The organism is Paenibacillus sonchi (assembly GCF_016772475.1).
In the GTDB taxonomy this organism is placed as follows: Bacteria; Bacillota; Bacilli; order Paenibacillales; family Paenibacillaceae; genus Paenibacillus_AQ; species Paenibacillus_AQ sonchi.
In genome coordinates, this window is the sequence record NZ_CP068595.1 from 1,004,366 (window position 1) to 1,022,857 (window position 18,492).

General features: G+C 53.7%; 15 protein-coding genes and 3 pseudogenes. 3 read left to right on the forward strand and 15 right to left on the reverse strand.

The window, feature by feature from the left end:
- The first annotated feature begins 425 nt into the window (after positions 1-425).
- A complete protein-coding gene (locus JI735_RS04575; protein ID WP_039834231.1) occupies positions 426-1,226 on the forward strand; it encodes a polysaccharide deacetylase family protein in 801 nt (266 codons plus the stop codon).
- Positions 1,227-1,623: 397 nt separating this feature from the next.
- Here JI735_RS04575 and JI735_RS04580 read toward each other — a convergent pair whose 3' ends face one another.
- The 3 genes from JI735_RS04580 to JI735_RS04590 all read right to left on the reverse strand — a co-directional run bounded on the left by JI735_RS04580 (position 1,624) and on the right by JI735_RS04590 (position 5,337).
- Positions 1,624-2,679, reverse strand: a complete 1,056-nt coding sequence (locus tag JI735_RS04580; protein ID WP_202677112.1) for a hypothetical protein — start codon at positions 2,677-2,679, stop codon at positions 1,624-1,626.
- 406 nt (positions 2,680-3,085) lie between these two features.
- Positions 3,086-4,378 carry a homocysteine synthase gene (locus tag JI735_RS04585; protein ID WP_020429547.1) on the reverse strand — a complete coding sequence of 431 codons (1,293 nt, stop codon included), beginning with the start codon at positions 4,376-4,378 and terminating at the stop codon, positions 3,086-3,088.
- 623 nt (positions 4,379-5,001) lie between these two features.
- Positions 5,002-5,337: a hypothetical protein gene (locus tag JI735_RS04590; RefSeq protein WP_039837961.1), complete on the reverse strand. Its 336-nt coding sequence runs from the start codon at positions 5,335-5,337 to the stop codon at positions 5,002-5,004.
- Positions 5,338-5,516: 179 nt separating this feature from the next.
- On the opposite strand from JI735_RS04590, the gene JI735_RS04595 reads away from it, so the two are divergent.
- Together JI735_RS04595 and JI735_RS35330 are read left to right on the forward strand one after the other, a co-directional pair.
- A complete protein-coding gene (locus JI735_RS04595) occupies positions 5,517-6,320 on the forward strand; it encodes a hypothetical protein (RefSeq protein ID WP_039837963.1) in 804 nt (267 codons plus the stop codon).
- Between the two features lie 66 nt (positions 6,321-6,386).
- Positions 6,387-6,630: pseudogene (locus tag JI735_RS35330) on the forward strand (IS4 family transposase); the annotation flags it as partial.
- Positions 6,631-6,687: 57 nt separating this feature from the next.
- Here the strand turns inward: JI735_RS35330 and JI735_RS04600 are convergent.
- From JI735_RS04600 to JI735_RS04655, 12 genes and pseudogenes are all read right to left on the reverse strand, one after another.
- Complete coding sequence (locus JI735_RS04600) at positions 6,688-6,825, reverse strand: hypothetical protein (RefSeq protein ID WP_157771454.1); 138 nt, start codon at positions 6,823-6,825, stop codon at positions 6,688-6,690.
- Between the two features lie 74 nt (positions 6,826-6,899).
- Positions 6,900-7,313, reverse strand: a complete 414-nt coding sequence (locus tag JI735_RS38105) for a 3-dehydroquinate synthase family protein (protein WP_459213571.1) — start codon at positions 7,311-7,313, stop codon at positions 6,900-6,902.
- Between the two features lie 21 nt (positions 7,314-7,334).
- Positions 7,335-7,696: pseudogene (locus JI735_RS38110) on the reverse strand (3-dehydroquinate synthase); the annotation flags it as partial.
- A gap of 302 nt (positions 7,697-7,998) precedes the next feature.
- Complete coding sequence (locus JI735_RS04615; RefSeq protein ID WP_039837965.1) at positions 7,999-8,721, reverse strand: GntR family transcriptional regulator; 723 nt, start codon at positions 8,719-8,721, stop codon at positions 7,999-8,001.
- Positions 8,722-8,731: 10 nt separating this feature from the next.
- A pseudogene (locus JI735_RS04620) lies at positions 8,732-9,744 on the reverse strand (sugar kinase).
- Entirely contained in the window at positions 9,737-10,492 is a 756-nt protein-coding gene (dagF, locus tag JI735_RS04625) for a 2-dehydro-3-deoxy-phosphogluconate aldolase (RefSeq protein ID WP_202677115.1), read from the reverse strand. Before dagF ends, JI735_RS04620 begins: the two are co-directional and overlap by 8 nt.
- Before the next feature lies 1 nt (position 10,493).
- Positions 10,494-11,597, reverse strand: coding sequence for a DgaE family pyridoxal phosphate-dependent ammonia lyase (locus JI735_RS04630; protein WP_039837973.1), 1,104 nt, complete (start codon positions 11,595-11,597; stop codon positions 10,494-10,496).
- Positions 11,575-12,696 carry an amidohydrolase/deacetylase family metallohydrolase gene (locus JI735_RS04635; RefSeq protein WP_411830045.1) on the reverse strand — a complete coding sequence of 374 codons (1,122 nt, stop codon included), beginning with the start codon at positions 12,694-12,696 and terminating at the stop codon, positions 11,575-11,577. Before JI735_RS04635 ends, JI735_RS04630 begins: the two co-directional genes overlap by 23 nt.
- Before the next feature lie 354 nt (positions 12,697-13,050).
- Positions 13,051-13,728, reverse strand: a complete 678-nt coding sequence (deoC, locus tag JI735_RS04640) for a deoxyribose-phosphate aldolase (protein ID WP_039837975.1) — start codon at positions 13,726-13,728, stop codon at positions 13,051-13,053.
- 161 nt (positions 13,729-13,889) lie between these two features.
- Positions 13,890-14,720 carry a prohibitin family protein gene (locus JI735_RS04645; RefSeq protein ID WP_233184800.1) on the reverse strand — a complete coding sequence of 277 codons (831 nt, stop codon included), beginning with the start codon at positions 14,718-14,720 and terminating at the stop codon, positions 13,890-13,892.
- A 216-nt stretch (positions 14,721-14,936) separates the two neighbouring features.
- A complete protein-coding gene (locus JI735_RS04650; protein ID WP_202677117.1) occupies positions 14,937-16,694 on the reverse strand; it encodes a methyl-accepting chemotaxis protein in 1,758 nt (585 codons plus the stop codon).
- A 234-nt stretch (positions 16,695-16,928) separates the two neighbouring features.
- The gene (locus tag JI735_RS04655; protein ID WP_039837981.1) at positions 16,929-18,380 is read right to left on the reverse strand and encodes a SulP family inorganic anion transporter; all 1,452 of its coding nucleotides are present in this window, start codon (positions 18,378-18,380) and stop codon (positions 16,929-16,931) included.
- Positions 18,381-18,492: the final 112 nt, after the last annotated feature.

Genomic DNA, 18,492 nt, shown 5'->3' on the forward strand with positions numbered 1-18,492 from the left:
AACAGAGCATAAGTTGCTGAACGAGAGAACGCGCAATCGCTTGAAGACACATCACGCTTACGGATGGACAGTCCCCGCCCCGCTGCTTATCAAGCGCACACTATTGCACATGGCCCAATCCATCCGGGGAATCCGGACTTAACAATCGCTGGATTTCCCGGTACTGCCCCGGCAACTTCCCTGCAGGGACGTATCAACGGTATTTTTGCCGTTGTTTCACGGCTAGCTGACATGCTGGGGCTTAAAATGTTAAGGGACAAATCCGCTTAGCTCTGTATGAAGCTCTATGCTGCCCAAAAAACCTTTTTTTGAACTCATTGAAGCCAGATGACAATATGTCGTCTATGAACAAGACTTGCTAATCTCTGCGGACTCTGGCATTCTTCATAATGGAAACATTTGAGCAATCAGGAGGGTACGATGTTATGAAAATCAAACTTAATCTTTTCCCTGGCGGCGTTGCGAAAGCGCTCACACTAAGCTGGGATGACGGCAGAATCTATGACAGACAGCTGGTCGCGGTCCTGAACCGGCATGGCTTGAAGGGCTCTTTTCATTTAAATTCGGGATTCTTTGGTAAGGACAGCTATATTACCAGGGAAGAAGCGGCCTCCCTTTATAAAGGGCATGAAATTTCCGCGCATACCTGCACTCATCCCTTTCTTTCCATGACCCCCCGTGAAGGCATTGCCGAAGAGGTTCTGAAGGACCGCGAGCACCTGGAGCAAATCGCCGGGTATCCCGTTAGGGGCATGTCCTATCCGTTCGGCGATTACAATGACGGGGTGCTGAGCATCCTTCCTGCGCTGGGAATCGAATATTCACGGACTGTACAGTCCCACGGCAGCTTCACCCTGCCGGACAACCTGCTGGCCTGGCATCCTACCTGCCATCACCGTGATATGCTGGCGCTTGGACAGCAATTCCTGGAGGAGAAGCCTAAATACCCACGAATGCAGCTCCTGTATGTCTGGGGGCACAGCTATGAATTCAACGACAACAATAACTGGGAGGAATTAGAGCAGTTTGCCGCCATGATGGGCGGCCATGAAGATATCTGGTATGCCACCAATATCGAGATTGTTGACTATCTGTCCGCTGTCCGGGGATTGCGCTTCTCCGCTTCCCGGTCCACCGTCTATAATCCGTCAGCAGTGGATGTATGGATCACGGCAGAGGATCAAGTCCGCCAGATCCCTTCAGGCGCTACCGTGAATTTGGATTAAACACTGAGAGCACTTGAGCGCCCAATTGTTGTACTGTCTGCAGGTTTCCCTCCTGTTTACAGGCAATGAGGGCACACATTGCTGTATAACTGTGCAGGATTCCTGCCTTATGATACGAACAGAATCCGCAATGTTGTATTATGAGCAGAATCGCCAACATCCCCTACTGTTTAGATTGGTGGGAAGCATCGGGCTTACTTATGTTTGATTTTGAGTGATCCGTCCTCTATACCTCTTCCCAATTTCATACCACAAAAAAACCGATTCCCCCTGCATCCTGACGGCAGGAGAAATCGGGTTTTGCCTTTATGCAGGGCTTCAGCACTGACCTGCAGGAGCAACGAGTGTTGCTGAACGATCCGTTCGGACGGGTATCACACGGACGAACGCGGGACGGTTACAGCCTTCCTCCGGCGGCTGTATCCGCATGATCCTGCCGGGCGATCCACGTCAGGCAGGCTGCCCGCAGCAGCGCCTCGGTCCGCTGGCCCGCGCTGCAAAAGATCCCGCTAAGGCCGATCCGGTACAGATCGGCCAGCGCGTACGCCGCCGGTGCCCCCGCGGCGAGCAGTGCCGCCGCCGGCTTCACGCTGCGCGCGGCGGCCAGGATCTCCGCCGCCGCCTGGGCGAAGCCTCCGGCGGCGTCCTCCGGCGCGGCTTCGCCCGCCGCGCCGTCCAGCACCAGGAAATCGGCGATGCGCGCGATTTCCCCGGCGGCGGCGCGCTCCACATCGGGCAGGATCACCGCCCCGATGCGGCACGCCGCCGCGTAAGCGTGGCCGAGGGTCTGCTCGGCCACGCCCTCGATGAATTCGCGCTGCGCCGCGAATTCGGCTGCGCTGGCGGGATACGGCGCCAGCAGGTCCACGCGGCAGTCGCCGCCCAGGCGCTGGCGCTCCGCGACCGCCGCGAACAGCGCTTCAAGCTGCGCATCCTGCAGCGCAGCCAGCCTGGCCGGCTGATCGGCCAGCTCCGGCATGAAGGGCAGCATGACGGCGGCCCAGAGACCGTCCGCCGAATCCAGGAGCGCGGCAGCCGATGCGCGCAGCCGGTAGTAGATCCGCTGCAGAATCCGCTCCTCCTGCGCCGCAGTCTCGCTGAACAGCCAGCTGGCATAGAGCCCGTTCACCTCAGGGGCAAGCAGCCATTCGCCGCTGCGGATCAGACAGGGGCCTGCCGGCATGGCTCCGGCATCCTCCCGCAGGGCCGGCCGCTCCTCGCGCCCATCCCGCAGCACCAGGAAAGCCGGACGTTCTCCCGGACGTCTGACATAAGCACGGTTCAGCGGCTCCCTTATACTTGCGCGTTCCCCTTCAGCAAGAAACTCCGCAGCCGCAGAAGCCACTGTCGCCGACTGGCTCATCTCCACCCCAATGGTCCGGTCCCCGGCAAGATACTTGAACGGGCGCTCATTCTTATTCCGGTTTTGATCCTGCTCACGTTCACCCTTCATCTCCGCACCCACCTTTTTTAGCTTTGGATTACTGCCGGTGATCTCTTGGCTTGATGCTGCCGCCGGCATGGGATTACACTCATCTTATAAATACGGGAACCTTAAGCAAAATATGCAAGCGTTACCAATTAATCAGGGGCACCAAATCAGGAGAACAATGACGTTCTGCCGCCGCTCCCCCTTTTTAGGCATATGCTTACAGGGCAAGTGATATGAGTTAGTATTGCAGATAAGCAAAAAGGCCGCTGTGCAAATACGCCGCTCTTCTTCCGGTGAACGGTTGCGTATGTGGACAGTGGCCTGTATAATGTGCTGAACCCCAATCACCTGATGGGCACTGAGAACCCGGCTTTGTAAAAAAAACGGGAATACCAAACGTAATCCTGTATGCTGTATATCTGTTTAACTACTGTTGGCTGGCCGCGATAGCCTGCTCCAGATCATAGAGAATATCGTCGATGGCTTCCGTGCCGATGGAGAGCCGGATCAATTCCGGGGTTACTCCCGCTGTAATCTGCTCCGCATCCGATAACTGCTGATGCGTGGTGCTTGCCGGATGGATAATCAGCGATTTGGAATCGCCGACATTAGCCAGGTGGGAGAACAGCTTAACGTTCTCAATCAGCTTAACACCGTTAGCCGCTCCACCCTTAATCCCAAAGGTGAGAATTGCCCCTTGTCCTTTGGGCAGATACTTCTGGGCCAGCTTATGGGATGGATGGCTCGGCAATCCGGCATAGCTTACCCACTCTACTGCTTCATGCTGCTCTAAATACTGAGCCACCTTCAGCGCATTCTGGCTGTGGCGCTCCAGTCTCAGGTGCAGAGTCTCAAGCCCTTGCAGCAGCAGCCAGGAGTTGAACGGTGATATCGATGCGCCTAAGTCACGCAGCAATTGTACCCGTGCTTTGATGATATAGGCAATCGGACCGACTGCCTCCGTGTAGACCAGACCGTGGTAGCTAGGGTCCGGCTCAGTCAGGCCGGGGAATTTGCCGCTCGCTTTCCAATCGAACTTGCCGCTGTCCACAATCACGCCACCGATAGACGTGCCGTGCCCGCCAATGAATTTGGTGGCTGAATGAACAACGATGTCTGCCCCAAATTCAATCGGACGCAGCAAGTACGGACTCGGGAACGTATTATCTACAATCAGCGGGATTCCGTGCTCATGAGCGATCGCCGCCACGGCTTCGATATCCAGTACATTCCCCTGCGGATTGCCGATCGTTTCGGCATAAATCGCCTTCGTCTTGTCCGTGATCGCACTGCGGAAGTTCTCCGGGTTGTCGGAATCCACAAAATGCACCTTAACTCCCAGCTTGGGAAGTGTTGTTGAGAACAGATTATAAGTGCCGCCATACAAACTTGCTGAGGAGACTATTTCATCTCCGGCCCCGGCAATATTGAGCACAGAAAAAGAGATCGCCGCTGCCCCGGAAGCTGTCGCAAGCGCACCCGCTCCGCCTTCAAGCGCGGCAAGCCGCTGCTCAAACACATCGGTGGTCGGATTCATAAGACGCGTATAAATATTGCCGAATTCCTTCAGCCCAAACAAATTGGCCGCATGCTCGGCGTCACGGAATCCATAGGAAGTGGTCTGGTACAGCGGCACTGCACGTGCGAAGGTAGTTGGATCAATCTCTTGGCCTGCATGCACGGCTAACGTTTCAAAGGACAGCTTGCGGTCTTCTGACAATGGGTTTTCCTCCCTTTAAATGTGTAATGGTAAAGCTTAGCAACTAAGAATTGTACCTATTCTCTCACAAACCATGTTATTTGGGAAGAAAAAAATCTCATTAATCCAATGTGATTTATTATTTCAGATAAAACCGTCGATCAGGCTTATTCCGCACTGAAGAAACCGCTTGCATGAATGGATTTGAAAGTCTCCCCCTAACCTTCACTGGCTCCTGCAAATTACTTCTGCTAAAAATAAAAGTATACCAGACATGTGAAATTGGCTAATTTCCTCAGCTTCGTAACCCCATTTTAACCCATTCCAAGATACTTTTCTCTCTCATCCCGCCAACTTGCCTGCATATGCCGAATTTAAAGGTACTTTCCTCTGTCCGCATCATGTATGTAGAATAGCTAGTTGGAAAAAGTACACTTAATTTCTCCGAAAACAGCGATTATGAGGGTTTAAGTGGAAAAAGTCCGGGTAGGTTGCCGGAATAGCGCAAATAGCCCAAATAACGGCCCTCCAGTCCGCATGGACCGGAACCCCAAAGCGGAACACAAAAACGCAAGAGTCACACGGTACGAATGCCGCCCTGACTCTTGCGTTTTCTTTTGGCGCGGGAGAGGTGTGGTTATCGTTCATGAACGGCGGACCATGGCAGCCATCTGACGCCCCTTCTTACGGCTGAACAACCTGAGATACCGCTTCCGGGTAGACAGCACCTCCGCCGATGCGCTCAGTGTCTCCTTCACCTCGCCGAGCACCGCCCGGGTCTCCTTGACCGACTGCTTCATCCGCCCAAGCTCCGACCTCACTCCGTCACTCCGCAGCTTCGCCGACTCCACCGTCTCCTGCATATTCGCTTTGAGCTCCTCGACCGGAGCCTTCAGCCCGTCCACCGACTGCTTCACCCCGTCCAGCGACTGCTTCAGCCCATCGATGCTGCTCTTGAATTCCTTCAACGGATTGCCCATATCGTCCCCTCCTAAGCCCTCTTTCTCTATATTACCCAGAATGGAGGGGGCGGGATTCAGCAGTATCAGTGCTTACATTGTTAGGGTGGGTAGCCAAAGGAAGCATGTTTCAGATATTGAAAGATTAAGGGTCACGATGATACTATATAGAACGTAAATAAATGAATTGGAGGGAAATGATGGACGCTAAAGCGAAAAAAATATTAAACAAAACGTTTTGGTCTGCGCAGGGATGGAAGCCTGCTGGGACAAGACTACCTTTTGCAGGAGAAGAGTTTGAATATGCTAAAAGCAAAGGGGTGATGTTCGATCCTGTGACGATGACACATGATGAGTGTGTGTCGAGAATTCGTTATTTGCTAGAGCATGAGGTTACGAAGGACAGGGTAGCTGCTGCCTTTTTACATAGCTTATCAACAAGAAAAGTACATCTGAGAAGTGGGTTATCCAGCTATGCATTAACCAGCAATCTTACCCAGCATAAATATAGTGACAAGCTTTTGGAGCGTGCTAGCTACAGCCATTGCTTCTATTGTAACGATCATAAATTAATGACTCATGAAGAATGGAATAATGCCGATATTAATATTTTGAATTTTGAACGAGTAAAATGGGGTGGTGTTCGCTTAAATTGGCTCCTCTATTGCTGGATGGATATAGAACTACTAGCGAAGGAGGAACCGGTAGAGGTGACATCTGAGGATGTCCAGATTCTCAAAAATTTACTGGCAGAGGTGGATGCCTGCGCTGAGACTGATTCCGCACGTAAATTAGAGAAGCGTTGGAAGGATGTATTATCCTCCAACCAGTACGAACGAGATGTTATGATGGAGATATGGGGTTATGCAGGTATATTAGCTTCTGAGGAACGACTTGGACCTGAACGCGGCAGAGGGACGGACTTTGTATCCGTAGATACATGGCTTGGCATAGATCGTTATGCGGAAGAGAAGGTAGAGTATTATTTTGGAACTTATTTATAGCAAGAAGAATTGAATGGGACACTTTGGATTCTCGTATGTAGGTCTTGAAATTCGAGTTGACCCGTGTTCATTATGGACGATTCTATGTTTGAACGAAATCGGAGCAAAGCTGTAGAACTGCTCGCTCGTTTCAAGGATCACGCGACAGGGGCTTATTATAAAGGGTTTGGTATGCTGACCTTGGGCTGGGCGGATAGCTATATGTTTCTCCCTTTGGACTTCGCCTTACTGAGTTCCGTGAATGCCGGACTCCGGCATGAATCCGGGAATAGACAAGCGCTCCTGTGGGTACAAACGCCGGAAGGAAGCCTGACTCTGGCTTCTGCGGTTCAACCATCCACATTCGTTTGGCTCGTATCGTCTAAAATCACCGGATTGCGCGTAACTCTTCCAGCAGCTCCATCACCTCTGACTCCTCTACCGGAACGGAATACGAGCCGTCAGCAAAACGCTTCATCGCCCCAATGCCGTCCTGGAAGACGAAGCGGATGCGGCCGCTGCGCACTTTTTTGTCGTGTACATCTTATCGAGGAGCACCCGGTTTGTAATATAATCTGGAATCTCTGTCGGCAGACCCGCCTATTTCAGCAGAGCCGCTACACGACCAGCCTCTTCCTCCGTCATATATCCGTACTTCGCCCCCAGTCTCGCCTGGATAACAAGCCCCACAGCAATGGCTTCGCCATGAAGAAGTTGGTATCCACTTAGCGCCTCAAGCGCCCTGCCGGCGGTATGCCCCAGATTCAGAATCTGCCGCAGATTATGCTCATGCTCATCCTGCTCCACCACTGCATATTTGATCCGGCAATTCGTGAGCGCAAGTTGCTCGCACACCCCGGCATCCAAGATCAGCTCCCCTTCTTCCGTAATAATTCTGTCCATGTTCGCTTCTAAGTAGCTGAAGAATTGCTCATCGCTCATACAGGCGTGCTTAATGGTCTCGGCCAGACCGCTTCTGAATTCACGGGCCGGAAGTGTGCGCCAAGCAGCCAAGTCGATGTATACTTTACGGGGCTGGTGGAATACGCCGATCAGGTTGGTGGCAACAGGGTTGTTCACGCCTGTTTTGCCGCCAACGGAGGCGTCCGCTGCTGCCAGCAGGGTGGTGGCATAGTTCAGAGAAGGCACTCCCGGCCGAAGGTCCCTGCCACAAAACCCGCCAGATCCGTCACCGCTCCGCCGCCTACCGCAATGATACAACAGTCTCTGCCGTAGGCATGGCTTAACAATTGATCCTCCAGCAGCGCCTTGGTCTCACGGGTCTTCGAGCTCTCCCCCGCCGGAAAAGAGAATAAGTCCGCCTGGAATCCCTCACGCCGCAGCAGCTCCAGTAAAGAGCGCAGGGTAACTGACCCAATTAGTGGTACTTTTCCCACTTAACCCGCTAACGAAATCCCGGGAAGATACGCGCTCATCTATACCCGCTTCTTGACGCTATCCGTGTAGCCCGCATCCGGCGAATTCAAAGATTTTTACCTCTCACTCACCATATCCCCCGTATCCGCCACTTTCAAAAGCACCTTACCCCGCATTCTCCACACGCGCTTACGTTCACCAAACGTTATCTGCTAATTCTCGCACACAAAAGGCCCCAGCCGCAAACGGCGGGGGTCTGAGTGAGACAATTGTCCCTCTTTATGCTGACAGGTACGATTGTTATGACCATTCAAAGCCGACTTCAAGCATCGTAACTGACCAGATAATGATGAAGCGCGGTATTATAGCTGCCAATGCTGTGTTCAATCAGCCGGCCTTCCCCGTCGTAGGAGTTGCGGAGGCGCTTGAGCACATGTGTGCCCGGAGGCAGCTCCAGCAGCAGACAGACTTCGGCAGCAGCCGGCTCCACAAAGAAGCGGTCTTTAAAATTCTCCAGCACGATGTTGTTCTCCTCCAGAGAGTCATAGAGCGATTGAATATCCGTGCTCATCTCCTTGGCTCCACCGTCTGGCAGCGCAGCGGCAGTCAGGAAGTGGATCAGATGAATATACGGCTGGCCGTTCAGAATATACAGACGTTCGATCCGCTGGCAGTAGGGTCCATACCGGTTGTATTCCTCCGTCCCGGCAGCATTCGCAATGAGCTTGGAGGACAGCAGCCTTTTTTCGAGCCTATGGCCCTCCTCTACCAGCAGCTCCGTAAATCTCTTGCCCTTGGAGAGCTTTTGATAAGAAGTATTGCGGGTAACTATCGTGCCGATGCCGCTTCGTTTCTGCACATAACCTTCCTGGGCCAGCTCCTGGACCGCGCCGCGGACTGTCATCTTGCTGACTCCGAATTCCTTTTCGAGCAGCGGCTCGGAAGGAATGATGCTGCCCAGCGGATAGATGCCGTGCAGAATCCGGTCTTTGAGGATTTTTTGGATCTGTTGATATAAAGGACCTTGCTTGCGTTTCAGGGACACGGGCCGTTCACTACCTTTCAACATCTAAGGTATGTTCCGACAGCGCCCGGAGCACCTCACCCTCTGTAAAAAGCGCAGTATCTCCTACAATGGTATGGGCCAGCATCGCCGCCGCCGCTGCCATATTGACCGTTTGCTGCGGCGGGTACTGCTGCAATTCCCCATGGATGACGGCACTGGCAAAAGCATCTCCGGCGCCGATCCGGTCAAGCACGGGAAAAGCCAGCTTCCGGGAAAACTCGAACCTGCCTTGATGATAAATATATCCGGTTAAAGAATGCGTATTGTTATCGTTAATCTCGCGGTGGGTTCCCGCTGCTGTTCCGATGCCGAAGCGCTTCACCACTTCGGGAATGGCATGCTTCAACTGTGTTATTCTATCATATTCTCCGGTTCCGATGCCAAGAATAAACCGCGCATCCTGCTCATTCATCATCACGGTATCCGCCAGCTGCAGCAGCTCTTCATAATGCGGGCGGGCAAGGGCATAGCCGTCCGCCCCCCAGAGCGACGGGCGGTAGTTGCAGTCAAAGACGACTTTGCCCCCGCGCTTTTCACCTCCGCAGCGAGCCGCTTCATCTGCCTGCGCACTTCCTCATTCATAGCCAGCGTGATGCCGCACAAATGAAGGACATCTACACGTGAAGCCAGAGCAGCCATATCATAATTGCTCACCGCTGCGGTGTTGAAGCTGCTCCCCAGCCGGTCTGTATAGGTGACCTTGCCGGGACGGACGCCGAAGCCATTTTCGAGAAAATACATCCCCAGATGTTTGCCGCCCCGGCTCACCAGAGACGTATCGATCCCCAGCTTGCGCAGATAAGCGACAGCCGCATCCCCAAGCGGAGTCTCCGGCAGAGTCGTAATGATGGCTCCGTTATGACCGTATCTGGCCAGTGCGGCCGTAACATTAACCCCGGTCCCGGAAAAAGAGTACTCCAGCCTGCTGCTTTGAACCAGCGTTTCATAGCCCGGCACCTGCAGCCGCATCATCACTTCGCCAAAAGCAGCAATCCTAGGCATATTGGTCCACCAGCGATTTCATGATACCAAGCAATCTGCGGACATCCTGCACGTTCGTATGGCCTGTGCCGGCATCAATAATGGAGGAATAGACGTGCGGAATGACCTGCGGCACCCCTGCCTGAAGGGCAATTTCCAGAATCGGCCCGAAATTGTCCATATCGATGCCGCCTGTAGGCTCCAGGGCAAACCCGGCTTCTCCGCAGGCTGTGGCGACGGCACGGTACTCCTCCTCCAGCTTCAAGCCCTGCATGGGAAAATACTTGAGCGCATTGCCGCCCATATCCCGCACGAGGGCAATGGCGGCCTCCACGGGAACAATGGCCTGCGGTATTATCCCCGAGCTTACAGGACCGGTTGATATGTTCACAAAACCCGCCTGCCCGCAGGGAGAAACCAGGCTGTTGATCCAGCTGTCCCGGGCTCCGAGATTGGTGCGGGTTGCCCCTACTGCCGGAAATACCTGGTTGATATGGCTTCCCGGATAGCTCTTCGCAATCTCCGCCACAACCGCCGCCTGGCGGTTGTCACCGGCTCCCAGGCCGATGGATACGGCATCCTGAATGTCCTGGCCGTATGCGGTCATGGCAGCGGCCGCTGCCTCTGCGGTGGCGTAATTTTTGGAGAGTACGCCAACCAGGACATGCCCTTCCGCAGCCGCAAAGACGTCTCTGGCATTCTCCATACTGCCTGCCAGCACATTAAGTGCGGCTCTGTTCCTGTACAAACGCTGCTGAATTTGACTCATTCTATTTGCCCTCCACAATTTCATGTATTCTGTCTATGATTACCTGAAGATCATCCCCTTGCAAAGAACGGGGATCGATATCGAAATATCCCTGCTTCACTCCATAGTCCCGTGTGTACACTGCTATTTCGCCCTCGCGCAGCTGGTCATTAACGGTTTTGGCATCCACTCCTGCGGCGGCGGCATCAATCTGGATGCGTCCCCGGAATATGGCTCTGCCCGCTTCATCCTGCACGATGCGGACCGAAACTCCGTGTAGTGCGGCCAGCGGCTGAAGCGCCTCAAGCGCTTTTTTCTCCACTTCACTGTTGTCAGGCTTGTCCTGGTATTCCTCCAGCGCCTGGAGCAGCCCGAAGGTGGTCTCTTTGCCGACTTTCATGCTGCGGCCGATCCCGTGCAGCTGTACCTTCACCCATTCAACATATTTCCGTTTGCCGGCAACGATTCCCGAGGTCGGGCCTTCAATGGCTTTGGAGCCGCTGTAGATGGCAAGATCAGAGTATTGGACATATTTAAGCAGATCCTCTTCCGCAGCCGCATCGACAATCAGCGGAACTCCGCTGCGCGCGGCAACCTCCCAGGCCTCTTCCACGGAAATCATGTTTTTTTGGACGGTATGATGGGATTTGACGTAGAGTATGGCTGCAGTGCGTTCACAGATCGCTTGTTCAATATGCTCCTTACGGCCTTCGTTGGCATATCCCGCTTCAACCACCCGGCCGCCCCCTAGGGAAACCATCGTTTCCACAGGAGCACCGTACTGCACATTGTGGCCCTTCAGCATAATAATTTCATTCTTAAGTACAGGCTCCTGATGCAGGCGGAGGCTGAGCCGGGGATCACCGCCGGTTACGATGGCCGCCACTGACAGCGCAATGCCGCTGGATGCCGAATTCACGACAACCGCAGCCTCTGACCCGAGCAGCCGGGCAATATAATCCCCTGATTTATCCACGAGATCCGCGATCTCCACATACTGCTGTCCGCCATGCTTCATCGCCTCCATGACGGTATCCGTCGGAGCAGAAACTCCAAGGATACTCATTCTCCCGCTGGCGTTAATTACGCGTTTCAGTCCATATCTAGCATGTAATGAGTGACCCATTTGCAAAGACTCCTTTAGCCTCAATATAGTGGTCCGCAACCCGGACATCGCCTTCCGAATCCGTCAGTTCCTTCCGTCCTTCTTCCAGGGCAAACAGTGTCAGATTCGCCTGCTGTCCTACACTGATGCCTTCAAGCTCAGGCCTCTTAAGCCACAATGCCGCATTCCGGGTGACCGCATGAATAATCTCCTCCAGGCTGTAGCCCAGATAGAGAAATTTCGACAGCACATTTGACATGCTGTACACCGGCCCGTTCAGCCGGTTCCCCCGGTAGATGTCCGTGCTGATCGTATTCAGTGGAATGCCCGCCTTCTTGGCCTGTCCGGCAATCCGGAAGGAAAAGCTTGCGGTACCATGACCCACATCCAGATGAACTCCCTTTGCGACTGCCTCCAGCAGCCCTTGAAGCGGCGTGCCGTCCGCATGAAACAAATTATTGGACTTGCCGTTGAGATAATGGGTAATAACATCCCCCGGCTGCAGCAGTTCCAGCACTTCAGAAATATCCGGCGGAGCGGAGCCGATATGCACCATCAGCGGAAGCTTCGTTTCACCGGACAATGCCCGGGCCTGCTTGAGCGGCTGAATACCGTTTTCTTTGACGACACTTTGACTTATGCGGGCCTTGAGCCCCACAATGAAATCAGGATAAGCCGCTGCCGCCTGCACAGCCTCATCCCGGTCAATCCATTCCAGCTGCGACAGCTCATCCGTACGCTCCAGACCAATCCGGGAGATATTCAGAAAAGCCAACACATTGGTGGCAGCGAGCAGGCTCCCAGCATAAAAAGCTCCGATCCGGTCCGCACCGCAGCTCCCGGCATCGACGATTGTTGTTACTCCCTGTTTGATACCAATTTCATCGATGTCATCGCCATAAGGATGCAGCTCAGGCACGGCATGCACATGCAAATCAATCCATCCGCTGGATACGTATAGCCCAGAGCCGTCCAGCACTGTCTTTCCTTCAGCCCGGCCTGCCGGTGTAATGGCGCTGATGATTCCGTCCCGAATGGCGATGTCAACCGTCCGCCCGTCAATCAGCTGCAAATTGCGCAGCACATTCTCTGTGCCCACTTGTTCCATCTCCTTCTCCATCCCCGGCTTCAAAAATTAAAACCGGAGACTGCTTCAACTTAAAGATTATAATGTTATAATGTTTATATTAGCACAAGTATGATCCAGATGAGAACAGTGATTTAGAAATCCGCACATTTTAACACTGGAGGGACTGCTTAATGGCAAAGTTTGCACCCAAGTCATCCTTGCTCACCACATTCCGGGTGGAGGGGCCATGGCCTGCCAAGAACAGGGGACTGCAGACAATGCTTCAATCACGAATTAGCGGGTAGAAACACACAATATCACCCCGACGGTTGAACAGCATCACGCAAAAACGGCTGCGCCGTCCTTGATACAAGGAGGGCCGCAGCCGTTTTTTATTGTCTTGTGTTAGTATCCGCTCTGGCTTTGCTCGCCTTTGGCGATAGCCACACCGCCGCTGGTGCCGATACGGGTTGCGCCTGCGCCAACCATGATCAGCGCATCCTCCGCGCTGCGCACACCGCCGGAAGCTTTGACGCCGATGTCAGGGCCAACTGCGGCACGCATGAGCGCGATGTCTTCCTTGGTTGCGCCGCCGGTGGAGAATCCGGTCGACGTTTTCACGAAGTCGGCTCCGGCTTCTACGGCAAGCTTGCAGGCACGGACCTTTTCTTCATCCGTAAGCAGGCAGGTCTCAATGATCACTTTGGTCAGTGCTTTGCCGCGGGCTGCACCGACAACTGCAGCGATATCCCGCTTCACCAGCTCATTGTCCCCGTCCTTCAGTGCGCCGATGTTGATAACCATGTCCACTTCTCCGGCCCCGTTCGAAATTGCGTTCGTGGTCTCAAATGCCTTGGTTTCCGGTGTCGAAGCGCCCAGCGGGAACCCGATAACCGTGCATACCTTCACTTCAGGCGTGTCCTTCAACACCTCGTACGCTGTAGCAACCCAGGCCGGATTCACGCAGACCGAAGCAAATTTATACGTCTTGGCCTCTTCCGCCAGCTTGATGATATCTTCTTTACGGGCATCCGCCTTCAGCAGGGTGTGGTCAATGATCCCGGATAGTGTGTTTGTACTCATTGTGAATTCCTCCATGATAATCGGTAGTAGACTTCGCATTCTTAGTAATCATACCAATACTATAGCCCTTTGGAAAGCTGTACGGCAGTATAAACAAAAGCCCTGCTTCCCTAAGGAGCAAGGCTCTTGTTCACTTGTAACTGCGCAGGAGAAGGTCTTTTTTATTTCTGCGTCAGCGACTGTACATCGACAAATGGCGTAGCGCCGCCAGTGACGCTCGGGAGCACACCGTTCCATTTCTCCAGCGCCTTCTCCTGTACCTCGATTTGTTTCAGCTGCACCAGCTCCGGAGTTACCTCCTGCTTCTTGAGCCGCAGCGATTCGGCTTCCGCCTGGGCCTGGGCGATCTTCTGCTTGGCTTCGATCTCGACCCGCCGCAGATCATTTTCGGCCTTCAGCGCCTGCTGCTGGGCAACCTGCTTGGCTTCAATCGACTGGTTGAAGGCATCCGAGAATTTGAAGTTCACAATATTAATGTCATTTACGACCAGATCGTATCTGCCCAGCCGCTTGGTCAGCAGCTCGCTGATTTCTCCTGCAACGAGATCACGCCGGGTGATGAGGTCCTCCGCAGGATATTTGGCAGTAACCTCTTTCACAATTTCCTGAATCGCCGGATTAATAATGACTCCATCGAAATTCCCGCCGATATTATTCATGAGATTATAAGCGGAATCCTTATTGACGGAATAGTTGACAGCCACATGCGTGGATACAGGCTGCAAATCTTTGGACGACGCGGATGTATCCGTCTCGGCCTTGGTAACCTGCGTATTGACCTGAATGACTGTTTGAATGAACGGAATTTTGAAATGGATGCCGGGCGAGAGCATATTGTTGTTGAGCTTGCCGAAGGTTTTGTATAGACCCACATGGCCGTACTCCACAGAAGTAAACGCATTGCCCCCAATAATTACTACCAATAAGACCGCAATAACAATGCTAATAATTTTGCCTGGACGAACCTGCTTAAGTTTCGGGTTAACCTCCACTTTCATCTGCCTCCCTCTGAATTATGGTTAATCCTTAACGGTTACCTTTCTATACGGATGAAAAAGGGAAATCGTCGCAACGAATATCCGGTTCTGCGGGAAATAGCAGGATACTTAAGAGCGCTCAGCATATAAGGTTTTATATTTCAAAAAGAAAGAACCCTCCGCAAAGGGTCCTCTCTGCTATATAAGTCTAATGTCTGGCGGCGTCCCCGCCTATACCCTCACCTGGCGGATGGCTTCGCGCATGTCGCTCGTATTCGCGCTGATGGTCATCGAAGCCTCGTAGACCTCTTTGATCTTCTCCAGCTGAAGATCTGTCAGCTCACGGATCTGCCGGGTCTGCTCCGACACACCGCCGGCAATATGAGCCATGCTGCCTACCGTTGCAGCCACCTCTTCCGAACCTGCGGACAGCTGCTCTGCCGTCGCCGACACATCGATGATCTGCTCAGCCACCTCACGAAAAGCGGCGGAGGCTTGCAGCAAGGCAGCTTCCGCCTCCGCAGACATTCGCGCGCCTTCCTTGACTTCCTTGGAGGCGTCCGTCATCTGCGTACCGATGCTTGCCGAAGCATTGCCGATATGCAGCAATAAATCGGCGACCCGCTCCACCGAAGCGGCGGAGCCTTCAGCCAGCTTGCGCACTTCACTGGCTACGACGGTGAAGCCCCGCCCGTGTTCTCCGGCGCGGGCGGCTTCAATTGAAGCATTCAGCGCCAGCAGCTTCGTCTGATCCGCAAACTGCCTTATCGCAGCCAGCGCCCCTTCGATTTCTTCCGCATAGCTCTGCAGCAGCAGCGCGATCTCCAGGGTCTGTCCGGTGGATAGGGAGATCGACTTCATCTGCCGGTTCATCTGGTGCATAGCTGCCTGGGAGGAATCCACAATCTCCAGTGCTTTGACTGCAGATTCAGAGACAAAGGCAGCAGATGCCGAAATGCGGGAGATGCCTTGCGCCATCTCGTCTATCGCCAAGGCGCTGCTCTGTGCCCCTTCTGTCTGCGAGCTGGCACCGGCGTAAATGTCTGCGATTTTGCCATTGACCGTTTCGCTCATCCGCAGCACATCATCGGCATTCCTGGCGAATGTCTCGGAGGAACCATAGAGAAGGTCGGACGCCGTGGACACATGGGACACTATTCCCTCCACTCTTGCGTTCAGATCCCCCGACATCCGGAGCATCGCCTGATAAGCCGTTCCGATCTCATCCCGGGACTTCACCGGACGGGCATGCAGAATCCGGGCTGCTTCAGCCAGATCGCCCCGGGCCATGGTACCCGCACTCTCTGTTATCGTACGCAAGGGGCGCAGGGCCCGGGACACGAACCAGGCCATGATGCCCAGCGCAGCCAGAGATAAGGCGAGAATGCCGCCATAGAGCGGCAGGCTTTGCAGCAGAACATCCCGGGTCAACGTGCTGAGGACGGCGACATCCGTATCAATGCCCAGCGCACCGACCAACTTCCCCTGGCCGTCTCTCATCGGTACATACGCCGAGATATAATCCCCATATTCGGGGTTCTTGATCAGCGGTGTGCTGGCATTCTCTCCGGCAAGCACCGCCTCAACTGCAGCGGCCGGCATATCCGTATTTTCATTAATCGGCGAAGCCAGCGGATCGCCCTTGGGTCTGCCGTCAATCATCAGCAGCGGCTGATTCGCTTCATCAATCTTCACAAAGTATACATAACGGGCGCCGATCGACTGCCGGAACTGGTCCAGTTCAGCCCGCAGCGACCAGTACAGGTCCGTCTCCTGCGGGTCGGCCAAAAAATCGCTGAAGCGTCCGGCATCCGCCTGCGCAGCATAATGGCTGGCAATATTCATATTGTAGCTGCTGATCGTCCCTTTTACTGCTGATCCGGTGTTTACCCATTGAATGGCGATGTTTCCGGCAGCGATACAGAGAATAACGGCGGTCATGACACAGAAGATGCGGGCAATAAGTCTTTTTCTAATAAAAGAAAACATGGAGGCCTTCCCTTTCGTGCGCTGCAATTGCGTTCATGAAGTAGGGCATTCTTGATCCAGCAATGACAAATGTCCCTCTAACGGAAAATTTCGACAGCGTTTTTAAAAATCCTTTTTCCCATGTCAAAATATTCGCGTACAGGGCGGTTGCCCGAACATTCAAGTTATAAAAAAGACCGCCCCAGCAGCCATTTTTGGCATTTGGGACAGCCTCTTAGTCTCACAATAATTATTTTAATGCCCGCCGGACGGAGACAGGCCGATCCGCTTCACCAGCTGCGCGCTTTCATGGTTCAGTCCGGTTAGGGTCACTTTTTTGCCGAGCGCATCGTATTTGGAGATGACCTTGGCAATTGCGCCTGCCGCTGACTGGTCCCATATATGTGAATGGGTGAAGTCAATGATAATCTGCTCGGGGTCGCCCTCCACCATGAAATGATGGATGAACTGGCTTGTCGTGCCGAAGAACAGCTGTCCATGGACCATATACTGGGTGGAAACCGCCGTCGTATGAACGGTCATTCGGATGGAGGCGATTTTCCAGGCAAAGGCAAGCGCGCTGAGCAGGACACCAAACAGCACGCCTATCGACAGATTATCGGTAGCGACCACTGTAACCACGGTAACGAGCATCACCAGAGCATCACTTAACGGAACCTTCGGCAATGAAGTGAGCGATTTCCATTCAAAGGTGCTGATCGAAACCATAAACATTACTCCGACCAAGGCTCCCATCGGGATCTGCTTCACCACATCGCCCAGGACCAGAATCAGGAACAACAGGAATATCCCCGACACAAAAGTGGACAGCCGGGTTCGTCCGCCGGATTTCATATTGACCATGGATTGGCCGATCATCGCACAGCCCGCCATGCCTCCAAAGAAGCCGGTGACAATGTTCGCCAGCCCCTGCCCCTTTGCTTCACGGTTTTTGTCGCTTCCGGTGCCGGTAATGTCATCAATGAGGGTCGCTGTCATCAGCGATTCCAGCAGTCCGACAACGGCAAGCGACAGAGAGTAGGGCGCAATGATCAGCAGCGTATCCAGGGTAAATGGAAGCTGCGGGAGATGGAATACCGGCAATGCCGGGGTGATGTTCCCCATATCGCCAACGGTTCTCACATCCAGATGAAGCACGATGCTGAGCACGGACACTACTATAATCGCCACAAGCGCCGAAGGCACCGCCTTGGTGAACCGGGGAACGGTATAGATAATGAGCAGCGTAAGCGCCACTAGAGCATACATCACCCAGCCCTGTCCGCTGAAATGAGTCAGCTGCGCCATAAAGATCAGAATGGCCAGCGCGTTGACAAATCCGGTCATGACCGGCTGCGGCAAAAAGGTGATAAATCTCCCCAGCTTCAGCATCCCCATAAGAATTTGCAGGATTCCCGCCAGCACGGTAGCGGCGAATAAATACTCTATGCCGTGGTTCAGCACCAGGCTGCCGACCAAAAGAGCCATCGCCCCGGTGGCCGCCGAAATCATGCCGGGCCTTCCTCCGGCAAATGCCGTAACGATTGCAATGCAGAATGAGGCGTATAAACCCACCATCGGGCTGACTCCGGCAAGAATGGAAAAGGCTATCGCCTCCGGGATCAGGGCAATGGCCACGGTCATCCCCGATAGAACATCACTTCGTGTGTTGGAAAACCACACGTTCTTCAAACCAAGCTGCTTCAAAACCTTGTTCCTCCTGTGTCTGGGTATGGTATTCGGGACTTTCTGCAAAAGTCCGGGTCCGGTGCAACGCCAATGTTACTCATTGTACTTGACCTTCCATACCCTCCACAAA